The sequence below is a fragment of the Neobacillus camarae genome (genome assembly GCF_054950115.1).
Map to the genome: position 1 here is coordinate 354,307 of NZ_JBUCKX010000004.1, position 15,791 is coordinate 370,097.

The window sequence follows — 15,791 nt, forward strand, 5'->3', positions numbered from 1 at the left end:
TGATAATGTGGGCTGTTTTATTTCACCCATGATTCCTTTTATTCTTTTTTTACACGTTGGACACGGATTATTCAAAGTTCTGTAAAAGAAGTGGTGAAGCAATAGGCTTGTCACGTGATAAAATAAAATGGTTGTTTTAAGGCTCGTATCCTTGGGGTAGGAGTCTTTTTTAAGGGAATTTTAAGGCTTTAAATATAAATTTAGGATGGAATATAACATGTTAAGAATAAGTAATATTAAGCTTCGTGCTGATTTTGACCCAAGCAAGGAACAGGATCTTTTAGTTCAGAAAATCAAAAAAGTTCTAAGGGTCAAGCAGGATAAGATATTGTCTCTTCGTATTTCTAAGAAATCAATCGACGCAAGAGAAAAAAATAATGTCCAGCTCGTTTATTCTGTTGATGTGGGAATTGAAAATGAGAGGGCGTACTTAGGAATCAAAGATGTTACTTATTTTGAACCAATCGAATATGTCATCAAGAAAACCCAAAAAAGCACCCGTCCAGTTGTAGTAGGCAGTGGTCCAGCTGGACTTTTCTGTGCTTTGAAATTAGCGGAACATGGATTAAACCCAATTGTTGTAGAACAGGGAATGGACGTTGACCGAAGAAAAAGGGCTGTTGAGAAGTTTTGGAAAGACGGCGTGCTTGAAACAAATAGTAATGTCCAATTTGGTGAAGGTGGAGCAGGGACTTTTTCGGATGGCAAATTAACAACAGGCATAAAAAATACTAAAATACCGAAAGTATTAAAGGAATTTGTAGATGCAGGTGCTCCACCGGAGATAGCCTATTTAGCAAAGCCGCATATCGGAACGGACATTTTAATCGATGTGGTTAGAAATATTCGTCAAAAAATCAAGCGGTTAGGCGGAGAAGTACGTTTCGAAACGAAAATGAAGGAACTTATCATCGAAAATGGTGAAGTGAGAGGCGTGCTGTTGGAGTGTCACGGGAAAACAGAGGTAATAGAAACCGAGACGGTGGTATTGGCGATCGGGCATAGTGCTCGAGATACTTTTTATATGTTAAAGGATTTAGGCGTAGAGATGATACCGAAGCCTTTTGCTGTAGGTGTGCGCATTGAACATCACCAAAAAGACATCGATTTACAGCAATTCGGCACCTTTGCAAATAGCCCATTACTTGGTGCATCTGACTATAAGTTGAATGCCCATCTTCCTAATGGACGTGGTGTTTACACGTTTTGTATGTGCCCTGGAGGTCATGTGGTTGCTGCCGCATCTGAAAAGAACGCTGTAGTGACAAATGGTATGAGTTATAGTGCAAGAAACGGTGAAAATGCGAACAGTGCCTTGCTTGTTTCGGTCAAACCAAACGATTTCAATGGAGAGGTTTTGGCGGCCGTAGAGTTTCAAAGAAAACTAGAGAGAAAAGCATTTGAACTTGGCGGCAGAAATTATTTTGCCCCAGTACAATTGGTCGGCGATTTTTTAGAAAATAAAGGTAGTAAACAACTTGGTGATATTATCCCAACGTATTCCCCGGGTGTTACACCAACGGATTTAAGAGAATGTCTTGATGAATTTATTGTTGATAGTTTGAAAGACGGTTTGCGAATGTTGGACAAAAAACTGGCGGGCTTTATTAGACATGATGCTGTTTTATCAGCGGTAGAAAGTAGAAGTTCATCGCCAGTAACCATTAAACGAAATCCGTTGACATATCAGGCAAACATCAAAGGGCTATACCCTTGTGGTGAGGGTGCAGGTTATGCTGGAGGAATTACTTCTAGTGCAGTTGACGGCATAAAATGTGCGGAAGCGGTAATGGAGCTTGAAGTTTAAGAAGTAGTGTGGCTGTCTAAAAGGGGAATTTCTTGAATAGGGAGAATTGTATCTAACAAAACGGTATATACTTTAGTGCGAAGCTAAGAACCCTCGCATCAATAACTGATGTTGAAGGAGAGATGGGAATGAGAATAGCCGTATTGTCTGATATACATGAAGGCCTTAATCGTAAAAATACCCAAACGGACTTGATGGGACTTTTACATAAATGGATGGTGGCCCATATGCCCGAAGTGTTTATCATTGGGGGCGATATGACGGCTGGTCCAGAAAAGAGCCTTGCTTTGTTAAATCAGCTTCAGCAGTATTCTCCTCGCACAAAGTTTTTGTTCGTCCATGGGAATCATGACATCTATCATGAAGATTCAATGGCTGCTCATGAAATGCTCCTTCAATTTCCGGGAAACCTCGGCAATGGACCCGTTGTATTAAATGATGATTGGGTAGTGATCGGTGAAGGGGGCTGGTACGATTATAGCTTTGGAATTCCAGGGTTTACCCAAGAGCAATTTTCTAACGGTATCTACCATGACTTCACTTGGCCGGATAAAATTCACGCCCACTGGCCAGGGTCAGACCGTGAACATACGGACCGGTATATTTTAAAACTTGAGAACTGGTTAAGCGAGTATTGTAAAAAAAATATCATATTGGTCACGCATTTTGTTCCATTTTCGCATTTTGTTTTATACAAGGATGACCCTAAATGGGACTTTTTCAATGCAATGCAAGGAAGCTTTAGATTCGGAGAATTGGCTTTAAAATATGGGGTGAAGAAATATATTTTCGGACATATCCATACCCGATACTCTGAACTAGTAGAAGGAATCGAAGTAATCTGTAATCCGCTGGGCTATTATCCTCACGAATGGAGCCATCAAACGGCGGAAGAAGAGATCTTTTCCACAATTAAAATCATTGAAATTTAAAAGAAGTACTTGAGTTTTCAGTAAGAAGCTGATAATCATGCAATGATAGTTAGATAAACAATAAAAGGCGATTCTTCCAACCTTAGAATAGAAGAATCGTCTTTTTCTTTTCCTTAATAGTTATTCAACCAGGTTTATCTTTCAAGACTTGGTCTGCTATTTATATAAATACTGGTATACCTTTTTCTCCAAATATCACCATTTACTAAAGTATAAATTTAGGACTTCGGTAATATGATTTGATAATTGTGCAAATCCAAGAATCTAATTGGACAGAGGTGGGATATTTGAAAAGGTTAACGATTGGTGCCCTTCTCATTATATTTATAGTAATGATAAGCGCATGCAGTAACGGAACGGATTCCCAAAAAGAACCTGCAAAGGAAACGGCAACCCCTGCTACTGCTGACGTAAAAGGGGATGAGGTATTCCAAAAGTCCTGTATTGCCTGCCATAGTTCGGGGGACATCACAGGTGGGCCAACTACGCTTGATTCAGCAAAGATTCATAACGATTTTAAGACGGAAGAGGATTTATCAAGTTTTGTCAGCTCAAACATGCCAAAAAGCGCACCAGGATCTTTATCCAAAGAAGAGTACACTGCAGTAGTAAAATATTTATGGGATCAAAAATAATCTCTATAATTCCGCTAAATAAAAGTTCGGGACACACATTTAAGGATGTGTGTCCCGAACTTTTATTTCAGATACAATTATTAGATTTTATTTGCTATCATCATATTTATCATGATCCGCACCATCATCATGTCCATGATGCCTATTGTCTTCAGTTCGGTTTTTGCTGTCATCAAATTGATCGTGATTTATTCCACCATCGTTACGTCCCACCACCTGTGAGTTTTTACTGTCATCATTTTGATCATGATTGACCCCATCATCGTTAGGTTTGCTGCTTATCCTGTTTTGACTGTCATCAAACATGTCATGAAGCTGGCCGTTTGATTGAGAGGTGTCCTGCTGTTCTGATTGTACATCCTTATTTTTTGCTGCAACTGCCACAACGGTACCACCAAGTAAAATAAATGCCGACGATAATGCTATCAATAGTTTCATTCTCATTTCTCTTCCTCCTTTATTCTTTGTTACATTTACAGATTATCCAGAAAAAATGAGAAAGAATTAGAGAAAAAGATTAAAAATTAATGAGAGACTTTATTTGCTATTGTCATCATTTGAATTATGTTTAGAATCATCATCCCATGTTATTGAAACGACATTTCTATTTATCGCGTGAATTTGAACAATTGCTTCCTGCTTATCAGTCGTTTTCACCTTTACAAAGTAATAGGGTTGGTTATTCTTTGTTTCAAGATTGACTTCATCAACAGTACCATCCACTTGTTCGATTGCGAGCTTTACTGCCTCCGCTTCGGTTAGTTTTTTGGAGGGTTCGGTTATTGTCGTTGGGGAAGTGGAAAGAATCGTGCCGGTCACCGAATCAACTTCCATTGATTGGAGTTGAGTCCCTTCATTGACTGAAACGATATAGATTTCTTTTCCATCCTGTGTTTCTTTTTTAATTGAAATAATCGTTCCTTTTATTTTTTCTGTAATCAGGGCTCTAACCTCGGTTTCTGTTAAGGCTTGTTGTGGTGTTTGGTCTTCTGTTTTTACCATAGATACAATTTCGCCTGTATTGGCATTTAGCTTAATTTGGTAAATGCGCTTTTCTTTCTCCATTTTGATTAAATATTGATCGTTTTTAAAATGAATTTGGGTAACGGTGCCCTGATACCTATTTTGAATAAGATTCTGTGCTTCCTTAGTTGTAAGAAGTTTAGAACCAGGAGAACGGGTAAGCTGCAGTATAGAAATAAGAATAGTTAGACTTAAAAGGAAAATAACCAAAATCCAAATCCATGATTTTTTTTTCAAGACCTCACCTCGCTAAGATTCATTAGATTATTTTCCTAAATAAAAATGAGAAAATGCTGAGAAATAAAAAAGAGGGATAACCCGCTTTATATTTCGAGAGTTACCGTGGTCCCCATTCCTTCTTCACTCTCCATTAGAAGATGGACGTCAATGGCATCCGCTATTTCTTTTGCCAAGGATAAGCCTAGACCGGAACCACCTTGTTTTCTGCTCCGGGCTTTATCTACCCGGTAAAAACGATCGAAAACTTTTAGCAGGTCCTCTTCGGAAATACCAATTCCGCGGTCAATAATTTTAATAAAGACTTTTTCTTTATTCATTCCGGTTATAACCGTTAGTGCCTGTTCACTATACTTCCTAGCGTTATCAAGAAAAATAAACATCAATTGCTTTAATTTTTTTTCATCTGTTTCGATGAACAACGGGGTTCCGATGTCCTGTATAAATTCAATGTCCAGATTATAGGCACTTTTAAATGAATTTACCGTCTGTTCCACAAGGGCAATTAGATTTATATTTTCTTTTTGAACATTCCACTGTTCAGGCTGCTTCGCAAGTAATAATAACTGTTCCGTCATTTCCCTCATTCGGATTGCTTCTGAGAGTATGGCTTCAATCGACTCTAAACTGAGGTCAGGGTCAGATAATCCTCTTCTTTTTAATAGGCTTGCATAGCTTTCAATGATGGTTAATGGTGTTCTCAATTCATGTGAGGCATTCGATACAAACTCCGTTTGCTTTTGATAGTTCACTTCAAGTAAATCAATCATATGGTTAAAGGCTTCGCCCATTTGGAAAAGCTCATCATTAGAATGTCCCTCAAGAGGTAATCGTTTGAATTGACCTTTCACTCTGATTTCCTGCATGGTATGAATCATCGAAAGAATAGGCTGGGTAATAAGGTTACTAAGAAATTTGCTGGAAAGGATCATGGGTATTAAAGCAATCAGGGAGACAGCCAGCATGACATAACGGAGGATTATTAAATTGTCAGTCGCTGTCTGAATGCCTTTTATCATCTGTAGATTGGCTATGGTTCCATCTGGGAGAATAATGGGCATGGATTCAAAGACATAAGATTTGTTTTGGTAAACCATTAATTTACTAATTTCTTGTTGATAAAAAGAAGATTTGCTCTGGATTAAAGCCTGCTCAGTTGCACTCGTGACGGCTGTATTGATTTGATTCTTTTCTGTCACAATTTGAATCATTCCATTGATGGGGACATAGGATCTAAGCAGATCATCTTCAGGTATGGTACCGATGGAATCGCTAAATTCACGAGTGGTTTTGTCGATTTCCTTTTTGGCTGTATGGAGTTCCCCGTCGAGGATTAAGTTATGAAAGGAAAAATAAATTGTACTATTTATCAGAATCAATAAGACAGCGAATAAAAAGGAAGTATAGAGATTAATTTTATTTCGAAGTTTCATTTAATGTCCTTTAATACGTACCCAACACCACGGATCGTATGAATGAGGGCAGGTTTATCAGGCGGGTCGATTTTCCTTCTTACATACCGGATATATACATCCACAATATTGGTATCACCCATGAAATCATATCCCCAAACGGCCTCTAAAATTTGCTCTCTACTCAATACATGTCGTTTATTAATCATTAAATACACAAGCAAATCGTATTCCCTTGGCGTTAAATCAATGATGACGGGTCCCCTTAAAACTTCGCGAGTTTTTTGATTAATGGTCAAATCACCAAATGTAAGCAAGGCATCCTGTGCATTTGATTCTTCTCGTTTGTTTATTCTGAGCGCAGCGCGGATTCTTGCTAACAATTCCTCAAATTGAAAAGGCTTGGTAATATAATCATTAGCGCCAAAATCAAGACCGGTCACTTTGTCCTCTACCGAATCCTTAGCAGTTAATAAAATGACAGGGGTTTTCTGGTCATTTAATCGGATTCGGCGAAGGAGCTCAATTCCGCTTTGCCCTGGAAGCATAACGTCTAGTAAAATAAGATCCCACTGTCCGTTGCGGTATGCTTCAAATGCCTGATGCCCGTTTGTGGATTTTGAAACAACGTAGCCTTCAAATTCCAGCTCAATTTCCAACAGCCGGGCAATTTTTTCATCATCTTCAATCACCAAAATGGATTGTTTACTCAATGGGGCTCCTCCTTTATACCTGCTAATTTTGTGCTATAATTCTACGCTCCTTTCAAGTTTTCCTGCTTATAAAAGCGCTGAAGCCTGGACAATGTCTATACCTGTGTCCGATATTTCCTCAACTTCCCTCATTTTCTTTGCACTTTTAATTTGTTAATATTAAAGTGTATAATGATTTAAATTTACTATGAATTTGATAAAAAGTGCTTTAGTGCGATATAAGTGTAAAAGAAGCAGGGAGTCCCTTGCTTTTTATTTTGGGGACAAGGGCTTATCGTGTTGTCCCATATGAGAGGATTTGAATATGAAGGATAATTTTTGGCATGATTTACCAAGACCGTTTTTTGTACTGGCACCAATGGAGGATGTAACGGATGTTGTTTTCCGCCATGTAGTGAGCGCGGCTGCCAGACCTGATGTGTTTTTTACAGAGTTTACAAACAGTGAGAGTTATTGTCACCCGCAGGGAATTCAGAGTGTGCGCGGGCGTTTGACTTTTACGGAGGATGAACAGCCGATTGTTGCCCATATATGGGGGGATAAGCCCGAATATTTTCGGCAAATGAGTATGGGGATGGCAGAACTAGGCTTTAAAGGTATAGATATCAATATGGGCTGTCCTGTGCCTAATGTGGCACAGCATGGAAAGGGAAGCGGTCTTATTCTTCGTCCGGAAGTTGCAGCCGAATTAATTCAAGCAGCAAAAGCAGGAGGATTGCCTGTAAGTGTAAAGACTAGGCTTGGTTACACGGAAGTAGACGAATGGCGGGACTGGCTGACGCACATATTGAAACAAGACATTGCCAATCTATCGATTCACTTGCGTACAAGGAAGGAAATGAGCAAAGTAGATGCTCATTGGGAGATGATTCCGGAGATCAAGAAACTTCGTGACCAGGTGGCACCAGATACACTTTTGACCATCAATGGGGATATTCCTGACCGTCAAACGGGCTTAAAACTCGCTCAGCAATATGGTGTTGATGGCGTTATGATTGGGCGTGGAATTTTCCATAATCCATTTGCCTTTGAAAAAGAGACGAAAGAACATAGCAGTAAGGAACTGCTTGATCTCTTAAGGCTCCATCTGGATCTTCACGATAAATATTCACTGCGTTCTTTCAAGGCCCTTCATCGCTTTTTTAAGATATATGTCAAAGGCTTTCGAGGCGCGAGTGAGTTAAGAAATCAGTTGATGAACACAGAGTCAACTGATGAAGTGCGTGCATTGTTAGATAACTTTGAGTGAAAGAGTGTTGATGGGACGGGCAGGCACGGTATTAGTCTGACCGCGGGCATTTTTGAATGAAGTCCAATCCATTGCAAGAAACACAGGTGGAATAGTATTATCAGAGGATATTAAAAATATATCTAAGGGGGCCGCTATGCTTACTATTGGTTATATCGGAAACGGGAAAAGTACGAACAGATATCATCTTCCGTTCGTACTGCAAAGAGAGAATATAAAGGTAAAAACCATTTACCAAAGAAATCCTAAGCATGAAAGCTGGGATCGGATTGCAGGAGTAACTTATACTTCTGATTTAGATGAATTATTAAATGACAAGGACATCCAACTCGTTGTGGTTTGCACAAGAACGGACAGTCATTTTGAATATGTAAAATCAGTATTGGAACATAATAAAAACTGTCTGGTTGAGAAGCCTTTTATGGAAACTTCGGAGCAGGCAAAAGAGATATTTGCATTGGCGAGAGAGAAAGGACTCATTGTTCAAGCCTATCAAAACAGGCGTTTTGACAGTGATTTTTTAACCGTTCAAAAGGTCATTGAAGATGGAAAATTGGGCGACTTGCTGGAAGTGGAAATGCATTATGACTATTATCGTCCCGAAGTACCAGAGTCAACTCATTCTTTTAACCCTGTTGAGTCATTTTTATACCAACATGGCTGTCATACACTGGATCAGGTAATCAGCTATTTTGGCAAGCCGGATCATATCCATTATGATGTAAGGCAATTATTAGGACAAGGAAGAATGAATGATTATTTCGATTTAGATCTCTATTATGGCAAGTTAAAAGTATCTGTGAAATCCAGTTATTTTAGACTTAAAGAAAGACCTAGCTTCGTCGTTTACGGCAAAAAGGGATGCTTTGTGAAAGAAACCAAAGATCGTCAGGAAGAACATTTAAAGTTATTTTACATGCCTGACAACAAAGATTTTGGTATTGATACAAAAGATCATTATGGTGTACTGACTTATATGGATGAAGAAGGTACATTCCACGAAGAAAAAGTGAAATCCGCAAATGGTGATTATGGAAGAGTATATGATGATTTATATGAAGCCATCATCAATGGTAAAGATAAAACCATTACAGACGAACAGACACTGCTGCAAATGGAAATACTAGAAACTGGGGTTAAAACCTTAAATTAAAGGCTGAATTGTGAAAAAAGTCACTAATGGATAACGTTGGTTGAACAAGAATGGGGGACCTCGGCAAATGAAGGTTCCCCTCATTACTATATACAAGTCTATATTAAAGTTTAACAGAGCCAAGTATGCTTTGCTTAAAGTGATAAAAGGCCGTATAATAATGATTTATTAAAAGAGAGAATGGAGTACCACAAATGGTCCAATCAATCAATACAAAAGTCGATTTAGTTATGAATGCAACCTCACATATGGGAATTGCGGAATATGGTAAAATCATGATTGGAGACAAAGGGTTTGAATTCTTCAATGATCGTGATGCTCGTAAGTTTATCCAAATTCCTTGGGAGGAAGTTGAGAACGTAATCGCTTCAGTCATGTTCAAAGGGAAATGGATTCCACGTTATGCTATCCAAACTAAGCGAAATGGGATGTATACATTTTCTTCAAAAGATCCGAAAAAAGCTTTGCGAGCAATTCGTGAATACGTTGATCCGAATCATATGGTCCAATCGTTAAGTTTCTTTGATGTTATCAAACGCGGCTTAAAGAGTAAATTTAACAAGTAATAGTTTGGCATACAAGACAGGTTGAAACTTGTCTTTTTTTGTTGGGAGCAAATTATAAGTGTTATTTCTTGAAAAAGCAAATTTGGAATAAAAATGTAAACGGAAACAAAAGATAACATAATAAGAAAGAAGTAAAAAGATACCTATTGGGAGCGGGGATATTCGACATTTTGATGGGGTGCTTCTAATAAATCAACAATTTTATGAACAGCAGCTCTTCCTGTATAAAAATTAGCATTTTCTGCAGCCAAATGTATTGTACATTTCAATCTGCCATGGTAGTATATACAAGTACTTTTCTTGTTTTTTCGACAAAATTTGCAAAGATCCTTGATTCCATTGTTTCGCAAACGGTACCAATGATTGTTTTGGCATACGTGCGGGCGTCAATCAAAAGCCCACTAGCCGTCGGCCTTGATGTTATGAGGCTGCAGCAAAAAAACACCCAGAATTGGAACCGCTGTCGTTATGATTGGCGTTTTTCTGATCCTTCTTCTCAGCGGTATGATAAGTAGTTGAAGCGGGATTGATTTGAAAACGGTAAATGCCAGGTGGCTGCGTTTTTATGAAGGCAAAGTGGGGGGGAATGATGAAGAGGGTCAATCCTTTGTGAACTCCTGATCAAAACAGGAAAGATACTGCATTCATTAATTTGGGTTACAGGTTTTTAGAACTAATTTATATTATTTAAGCTGTAACAAAAATAATAGGAGGTAAAAAGATGGTAGGAATTATCATTGCTAGTCATGGTGAATTTGCTAATGGTATCTTGCAATCTGGAGAGATGATCTTTGGAAAACAAGAAAATGTAAAAGCTGTTACATTGATGCCGAGCGAAGGACCTGATGATGTAAAGGCAAAAATGATAGAAGCAGTCGCCTCTTTCGATAACCAAGACGAAGTATTATTCTTAGTCGATCTTTGGGGGGGAACTCCTTTCAATCAAGCCAACAGCTTGTTTGAAGAACACAAAGATAAATGGGCAATCGTTGCTGGTATGAACTTACCAATGCTGATTGAAGCTTTTGCATCACGCTTCTCCATGAATACAGCGCATGAAATTGCTGCGAATATTTTAAGCCCAGCTAAAGAAGGGGTTAAAGTAAGACCGGAAGAATTAGAACCAGCATCAGCACCAGCAGCCGCTTCTGCTAAGCCAGCAAATAATGCAGGCGCCCCAGGTAAATTTGAATATGTGCTAGCACGTATTGACTCTCGTTTGCTTCACGGACAAGTTGCGACTGCTTGGACAAAAACGACGCAGCCTACACGTATCATCGTTGTATCGGATGCAGTAGCTAAGGATGACCTTCGGAAGAAATTGATCCAACAAGCTGCTCCTCCAGGTGTAAAGGCACACGTTGTTCCAGTCAAAAAAATGATCGATCTTGCAAAAGATGATCAACACTTCGGCGGCCAGCGTGCGTTGCTTCTTTTCGAAAACCCGCAAGATGCTCTTAGAGCGGTTGAAGGCGGCGTTCCATTGAAGACAATTAACGTTGGTTCGATGGCACACTCACCTGGTAAGGTTCAACCGAATAAGGTGTTGGCCTTTAACCAAGATGATATTAACACTTTCAATAAGTTGAAAGAACTTGGCTTGAACTTCGATGTACGTAAAGTTCCGAACGATTCAAAAGGCGACATGAACGAAATCATCAAGAAGGCTCAAGAGGAGTTAAACAAACAAAAATAAATCCAGAGAAAACGGAGGATTAATAAACATGGATTTGAATGTGATTCAAATAATATTAGTCTTTATCGTAGCATTTTTAGCTGGTATGGAAGGAATTTTGGATGAATTCCAATTCCACCAACCACTCGTTGCTTGTACGTTAATTGGCTTAGTAACAGGAAACTTAGTACCATGTCTTATCTTAGGCGGTACCCTTCAATTGATCGCGTTAGGCTGGGCTAACATCGGAGCTGCCGTAGCACCGGATGCTGCGTTAGCATCAGTTGCCTCTGCCATTATTTTAGTTTTAGGTGGACAAGGTAAAGCTGGTGTGGCTTCTGCCATTGCAATTGCTGTTCCGCTTGCAGTTGCTGGTCTTTTATTAACCATCATCGTTCGTACGCTAGCAACAGCCATCGTACACTTTATGGATGCTGCAGCACAAGAAGGAAACATCAGAAAAGTTGAATTTTGGCAAATCGCTGCTATCTGCCTACAGGGATTACGTATTGCGATCCCAGCTGCCTTAATCGTAGCAGTTGGTGCTGGCCCGGTTAGAGACTTACTTACCTCTATGCCAACTTGGTTGACAGATGGTTTAGCAATCGGTGGGGGAATGGTCGTAGCCGTTGGTTATGCAATGGTTATTAACATGATGGCTACAAAAGAAGTATGGCCATTCTTCGTGATTGGTTTTGTATTAGCATGTATTTCACAAATTACACTTATCGGCCTTGGTGCAATCGGTGTGGCTCTCGCACTTATCTATTTAGCGCTTTCTAAACAAGGCGGCTCAGGTAATGGCGGAAACTCTAATACCGGTGATCCACTAGGCGATATTATTGATAGTTACTAAGAAGGAGGGCGCATAAAAATGGCAAATGAATTGAGATTATCAAAAAAAGATCGTATTTCTGTTTGGTGGCGTTCCACTTTCCTTCAAGGTTCTTGGAACTATGAACGTATGCAAAACGGCGGCTGGGCCTATACGATGATTCCTGCAATCAAAAAATTATATAAATCACAAGAAGATCGCTCGGCTGCACTAAAACGTCACCTAGAGTTCTTTAATACACACCCATATGTAGCTTCACCTATTATTGGTGTAACTTTAGCGCTTGAAGAGGAACGTGCCAATGGCGCGCCGGTTGATGACACAGCCATTCAAGGGGTTAAAGTCGGTATGATGGGGCCTTTAGCAGGTATCGGTGATCCAGTTTTCTGGTTCACGGTTAGACCAATCCTTGGTGCATTAGGTGCGTCTCTTGCATTGACAGGTAACATTCTTGGGCCGATTATTTTCTTCGTATTATGGAACCTCATTCGTATGGGATTCACTTGGTATACGCAAGAATTTGGTTACAAAGCTGGTTCTAAAATTACGGACGATTTATCTGGCGGACTACTTCAAGATATTACGAAAGGTGCATCCATCCTGGGTATGTTCATCCTGGGTGCATTAGTTAACCGTTGGGTATCTGTAAGATTTACGCCGGTTGTATCCGAGGTTAAACTTTCCAAAGGTGCTTATATTGACTGGAGTAATTTACCTGCGGGAGCAAAAGGCATCAGAACTGCATTGGAACAGCAAGCTGCGGGTCTTTCATTAGCGCCTGTTAAAGTAACCACTTTACAAAACAACTTGGATAGCTTAATTCCTGGACTAGCTGGACTCTTAATCACATTCCTTTGCATGTGGCTGCTTAAGAAGAAAGTTTCTCCAATCGTTATGATTCTTGGATTGTTCGTGGTTGGTATCGTATTCCACTTAATTCACTTAATGTAATTTTCAATAAAATCAAAAGTAAAAACCACCATCGGTACAATACGATGGTGGTTTTTCTTATGCTTATTTACTGGTAAGTTGAATTTTCTTACGGTCAATCGCCTTCAGATCGAAGCGATCTGCATTCATGACTTTGACCCAAGCGGCGATAAAGTCACGTACAAACTTCTCTTTGTTATCATCTTGAGCATAGACTTCTGCAATGGCACGTAGAACGGAATTTGAACCGAACACGAGGTCCACTCTAGTAGCGGTTCGCACGACTTCACCTGTCTTGCGGTCGCGTCCTTCATAGTGATTTGCACTTGCAGGCTTCCACTCCACTCCCATGTCAAGCAAGTTAACAAAGAAGTCATTAGTAAGTGTGCCGACACGATCAGTGAATACGCCGTGCCCCGTGCCGCCATAGTTAGTGCCTAGAACACGCATACCGCCGATAAGTACAGTCATTTCTGGTGCAGTTAGGTTTAAGAGCTGCGCTTTATCTACTAAAAGCTCTTCTGGACTTACGCTATACTGTTTCTTTTGATAGTTGCGGAAACCATCAGCGACAGGCTCTAGTACATCAAAGCTTTCTGCATCCGTTTGCTCTTGTGCCGCATCGCCGCGTCCAGGAGCAAATGGAACTGTAACATCAAAGCCTGCATCTTGTGCAGCTTTTTCAATTGCCGCACTACCGCCTAGTACAATCAAATCTGCCATACTTATTTTTTTATTTAAATCTTTTTGAATGCCTTCAAGAACTTGAAGCACTTGTGCCAGTTGCTCTGGCTGATTCACTTCCCAATCCTTTTGTGGAGCAAGACGGATGCGGGCACCATTCGCGCCGCCGCGATGATCCGACCCACGGTAGGTACTAGCAGAAGCCCAAGCCGTAGTGACGAGCTTGCTGACCGTAAGTCCTGAGTTTAGAATCTTTGCTTTAATCTCAGCTATTTCATTATCTGTTAAATCATAATTACCAGTTGGTACAGGGTCTTGCCAGATGAAATCTTCTTCTGGAACTTCTGGACCTAGATATCTTGCTTTAGGACCCATGTCACGGTGTAAAAGTTTGAACCATGCGCGGGCAAATGCATCTCCAAACTCCTCTGGATTCTGATGGAATCGGCGAGAAATTTTTTCGTAATCTGGATCATGACGCAATGCAAGATCTGTGGTAAACATCACGGTTGGTACTTTAACTGATGAATCTTCTACGTCTGGTGCAAGATGCTCCTCATCTGGGTCTACAGCAAGCCACTGCCATGCACCAGCAGGACTCTTGGTAAGCCACCATTCATATCCAAACAACATATCAAAATAACCATTATCCCATTCAGTAGGATTCGGAGTCCAAGCCCCTTCAAGACCACTGGTGATGGTGTCACGTCCAAAGCCCTTGCCGTAAGTGTTTTGCCAGCCAAGACCTTGTGCTTCAATAGGAGCAGCTTCTGGCTCTGGACCAACTTGAGCCGCATCCCCTGCACCGTGTGCCTTACCAAAAGTATGGCCGCCTGCGATTAAGGCAACAGTTTCTTCATCATTCATTCCCATGCGTCCAAAGGTTTCACGAATGTCGCGAGCCGCAGCAATAGGATCGGGTTTTCCGTTTGGACCTTCTGGGTTCACATAGATAAGCCCCATCTGAACAGCAGCAAGAGGGTTTTCGAGCTCACGTTCGCCTGTATAACGATTATCACCCAGCCATTCCGTTTCAGTTCCCCAATAGATGTCCTCTTCCGGATGCCAAATGTCTGGACGTCCTGCTCCAAAACCGACTGTCGGGCCGCCCATGGATTCAATCGCAACATTACCTGCTAGGACAAGCAAGTCAGCCCAAGAGATGTTGTTGCCATACTTTTGCTTAATCGGCCATAGGAGTCGGCGGGCCTTATCAAGGCTAGTGTTGTCCGGCCAGCTGTTAAGCGGGGCAAAGCGCTGGTTGCCAGTGCCGCCGCCTCCTCGGCCATCACCTGAACGGTATGTACCTGCCGCGTGCCAAGACATACGGATAAAGAAGGGACCATAATTTCCGTAGTCAGCAGGCCACCAATCTTGACTTTCTGTCATTAGATTCTGAAGATCCTGCTTTAGAGCATCATAGTCTAGCTTTTGAAACTCTTCTGCATAATCAAAGTCTTCTCCCAGAGGGTTGGACTTTCTGTCATGCTGACGGAGAATACTCAGGTTTAACGCGTTTGGCCACCACTCTCGATTTGTCGTACCACTTGATTTGTTACTAGTAGCACCACCATGAAATGGGCAGCCTTCAATGTTAGCGTTTTCTTTATGATCCATTTTTTTATCTCTCCTCCTATGGAATTTATAGTATCTAAACTAGTTTTTAGAAAACTAGAATGATAATAATGATGATAATGCAATCCCTATAATGTTATGAATCCAATCAAAGAAGCACTAACTATGAGAAAGAAAAAGGAATTCATACTTTTATCTAACAAAAGAAGTTATAATCGTAGAGGAAAATAAAAATAATAATTGAAAATAGAAATGTACGGAAACTTTAGAAGAACTTGCTGAGAATATTGCACTGGAGCTTATAGAATTTATATAAAATCCAGATATTAACATTATAATAAAAAGGAGTGATATTAGGCAAGCTA

Annotated in this window: 14 protein-coding genes; 9 read left to right on the forward strand and 5 right to left on the reverse strand. The window is 40.3% G+C overall.

From position 1 onward, the window contains the following. The first annotated feature begins 217 nt into the window (after positions 1-217). The 3 genes from ACY8D0_RS23200 to ACY8D0_RS23210 all read left to right on the forward strand — a co-directional run bounded on the left by ACY8D0_RS23200 (position 218) and on the right by ACY8D0_RS23210 (position 3,374). Entirely contained in the window at positions 218-1,807 is a 1,590-nt protein-coding gene (locus tag ACY8D0_RS23200; protein WP_462412818.1) for an NAD(P)/FAD-dependent oxidoreductase, read from the forward strand. A gap of 128 nt (positions 1,808-1,935) precedes the next feature. After that, entirely contained in the window at positions 1,936-2,739 is an 804-nt protein-coding gene (locus ACY8D0_RS23205) for a metallophosphoesterase (RefSeq protein WP_462412819.1), read from the forward strand. Positions 2,740-3,026: 287 nt separating this feature from the next. Beyond that, positions 3,027-3,374, forward strand: coding sequence for a c-type cytochrome (locus ACY8D0_RS23210; RefSeq protein WP_462412820.1), 348 nt, complete (start codon positions 3,027-3,029; stop codon positions 3,372-3,374). A gap of 87 nt (positions 3,375-3,461) precedes the next feature. Here the strand turns inward: ACY8D0_RS23210 and ACY8D0_RS23215 are convergent, their stop codons facing one another. From ACY8D0_RS23215 to ACY8D0_RS23230, 4 genes are all read right to left on the reverse strand, one after another. Further along, positions 3,462-3,818, reverse strand: coding sequence for a hypothetical protein (locus tag ACY8D0_RS23215; RefSeq protein ID WP_462412821.1), 357 nt, complete (start codon positions 3,816-3,818; stop codon positions 3,462-3,464). Positions 3,819-3,911: 93 nt separating this feature from the next. Then, positions 3,912-4,634, reverse strand: a complete 723-nt coding sequence (locus ACY8D0_RS23220; RefSeq protein ID WP_462412822.1) for a PepSY domain-containing protein — start codon at positions 4,632-4,634, stop codon at positions 3,912-3,914. Positions 4,635-4,720: 86 nt separating this feature from the next. After that, positions 4,721-6,067 (reverse strand): sensor histidine kinase, encoded by a 1,347-nt coding sequence (locus ACY8D0_RS23225; protein WP_462412823.1) that lies wholly within the window; start codon positions 6,065-6,067, stop codon positions 4,721-4,723. Then, entirely contained in the window at positions 6,064-6,759 is a 696-nt protein-coding gene (locus ACY8D0_RS23230; protein ID WP_462412824.1) for a response regulator transcription factor, read from the reverse strand. Before ACY8D0_RS23230 ends, ACY8D0_RS23225 begins: the two co-directional genes overlap by 4 nt. Before the next feature lie 304 nt (positions 6,760-7,063). Between ACY8D0_RS23230 and ACY8D0_RS23235 the strand changes: the two genes are divergently transcribed. The 6 genes from ACY8D0_RS23235 (at position 7,064) to ACY8D0_RS23260 (ending at position 13,188) form a co-directional block, all read left to right on the forward strand. Next, on the forward strand, positions 7,064-8,008 hold the full coding sequence (locus ACY8D0_RS23235; RefSeq protein WP_462412825.1) for a tRNA dihydrouridine synthase: 945 nt from the start codon (positions 7,064-7,066) through the stop codon (positions 8,006-8,008). A gap of 136 nt (positions 8,009-8,144) precedes the next feature. After that, positions 8,145-9,161, forward strand: coding sequence for an oxidoreductase (locus ACY8D0_RS23240; protein WP_462412826.1), 1,017 nt, complete (start codon positions 8,145-8,147; stop codon positions 9,159-9,161). A gap of 194 nt (positions 9,162-9,355) precedes the next feature. After that, positions 9,356-9,727: a DUF956 family protein gene (locus tag ACY8D0_RS23245; protein WP_462412827.1), complete on the forward strand. Its 372-nt coding sequence runs from the start codon at positions 9,356-9,358 to the stop codon at positions 9,725-9,727. A gap of 721 nt (positions 9,728-10,448) precedes the next feature. Beyond that, positions 10,449-11,423, forward strand: a complete 975-nt coding sequence (locus tag ACY8D0_RS23250; RefSeq protein ID WP_462412828.1) for a mannose/fructose/sorbose PTS transporter subunit IIA — start codon at positions 10,449-10,451, stop codon at positions 11,421-11,423. Positions 11,424-11,451: 28 nt separating this feature from the next. After that, complete coding sequence (locus tag ACY8D0_RS23255; RefSeq protein ID WP_462412829.1) at positions 11,452-12,258, forward strand: PTS mannose/fructose/sorbose transporter subunit IIC; 807 nt, start codon at positions 11,452-11,454, stop codon at positions 12,256-12,258. A gap of 18 nt (positions 12,259-12,276) precedes the next feature. Further along, positions 12,277-13,188 carry a PTS system mannose/fructose/sorbose family transporter subunit IID gene (locus tag ACY8D0_RS23260; protein ID WP_462412830.1) on the forward strand — a complete coding sequence of 304 codons (912 nt, stop codon included), beginning with the start codon at positions 12,277-12,279 and terminating at the stop codon, positions 13,186-13,188. A 63-nt stretch (positions 13,189-13,251) separates the two neighbouring features. Here the strand turns inward: ACY8D0_RS23260 and katG are convergent, their stop codons facing one another. Beyond that, entirely contained in the window at positions 13,252-15,468 is a 2,217-nt protein-coding gene (gene katG / locus ACY8D0_RS23265; protein ID WP_462412831.1) for a catalase/peroxidase HPI, read from the reverse strand. Between the last annotated feature and the right edge of the window lie 323 nt (positions 15,469-15,791).